At 72.8% G+C, this 1,748-nt stretch carries 1 protein-coding gene; it reads right to left on the minus strand.

Features of this window, described 5'->3' with window-relative positions; translation table 11 throughout:
- Positions 1 to 1,748: polyketide synthase dehydratase domain-containing protein (locus tag ACH4B3_RS34265; RefSeq protein ID WP_398469709.1), on the minus strand; the 1,748-nt coding region annotated here is incomplete at both ends.

Genomic DNA, 1,748 nt, shown 5'->3' on the forward strand with positions numbered 1-1,748 from the left:
GTCGGTCAGGCGTGGCTCGGTCAGCCATGTCTGCAGCCAGCCGAGGAGGCGGCTGGTCACTGCCCGGGCCTGGTGTGCGGTCTCCTGGGCCGGTGTGCGGGGCTCGGGGTCCGGTGTGGTCTGCCAGTCGTGGACGGTGAGGACCACCCTGCCGGGCGCGGCCTCCCCGGCGTCCAAAGCCGCGATCAGGGCCGGCAGGTCCGCATGCGAGTCGACGGACGCACCGGCGGCGGCGAGCGCATCCGCCACCCCCGACGGATCACCCTCGACCACCGCCCAGGAGCCGGAAGGCAGGTCGGTCCCCGTGGCCGCCGTGACCTCCGGCACCCACTCCAACGCGTAGAGGTGCTCAGCCGCGCTGCCCGTCGATCGGGCGGCCACCACCTGCTCCGGACTGAGCGGCCTGGTCACCAGTCCGCCGACTTCGGCCACCAGGTCCCCAGAGCCGTCCCGCACGGTGACGGCGACCGCATCCGGCCCGGCGGCGGCGATCCGCACCCGCAACGGCCGCACACCCGTGCGGTACACCTCGACGCGCTGCCAGGAGAACGGCAGCCGGCTGCGCTCCTCCGCCGGGTCCCCGTCCGGTCGCGCCGCGAGCGGAATGGCGTGCAGAGCGGCGTCCAGCAGAGCAGGATGGAGGACGAACCCCTCGAACGGCGGCGCGTCTTCCTCGGGCAGCGTGATCTCGGCGAAGACCTCCTCGCCCCTCCGCCACGCGGCCCGCAGCCCCCGGAACACCGGACCGTAGCCGAACCCCAGGTCCGCCAGCGCCGAGTAGTGTCCGCTCAGATCGACCGCTTCCGCCCCCGGCGGCGGCCAGACGGCCGCACTTCCGGACGGGACGGTGACGCGGGTGGCAGCGAGGGTGCCGGTCGCATGGCAGACCCACCCCGGCCTCTCGTCAAGGGACCCGCTGCCGGGGGCGGAGTCGAGGCGCGCGTACACACTGAGCGACCGTCGTGCGGCCCCCTCGTCGCCGTTCTCCTCCACCACGGGTTCGAGGCTCAGCTGGATCTGCACTCCGCCCCGCTCCGGCACGACGAGCGGCGCATGCAGCGTGAGTTCCTCCAGGTGGGGCGTACCGGCCTCGCGGCCCGCATGGAGAGCCAGGTCCACGAAGGCGGTTCCGGGCAGCAGGACCGTGTCCATGACGGTGTGGTCGGCGAGCCAGGGGTGGGTGGAGAGGGCGATGCGCCCGGCGAAGACCTGCCCGTCCCGACCCGCGAGCGGCACCGCCGCACCGAGCAGCGGATGTCCCGCGGTCTCCAGACCGTTCGCCGCCAGGTCGAACCGTGCCGGGGTGGCGTCCAGCCAGTAGTGCCGGCGTTGGAAGGGGTAGGTGGGGAGTGGGGTGGGGGTGTGGGCGGTGGGGGGTGGGGTGAGGTGGTGCCAGGTGATGGGGAGGCCGTGGGCGTGGGCGTGGGCGAGGGCGGTGAGGAACTGGTGGGGTCCGCTCTCGTCGCGTCGGAGGGTGCCGATGGTGGTGACGGCGGTGGTGGTGCTGCTGCCTTGGTGGTCGGTGTTCTTGCGGTCGCCGTTGGGGTGGTCACCGGTGGGGTGGTGGTTGGGGGTGGGGTGGTCGGTGGTGGTGTCGATGGTGTGGGTGAGGACGGGGTGGGGGCTGGTCTCGATGTAGGTGTGGTGGCCTTGGGTGGTGAGGGTGTGGATGGCTTGGGTGAAGCGGACGGGGTGGCGGAGGTTGTCGTACCAGTAGGTGGCGTCCATGTCGGGTCCGGTGACCCATT

It is taken from the genome of Streptomyces sp. NPDC018031 (genome assembly GCF_044327625.1).
Classification (GTDB): domain Bacteria; phylum Actinomycetota; class Actinomycetes; order Streptomycetales; family Streptomycetaceae; genus Streptomyces.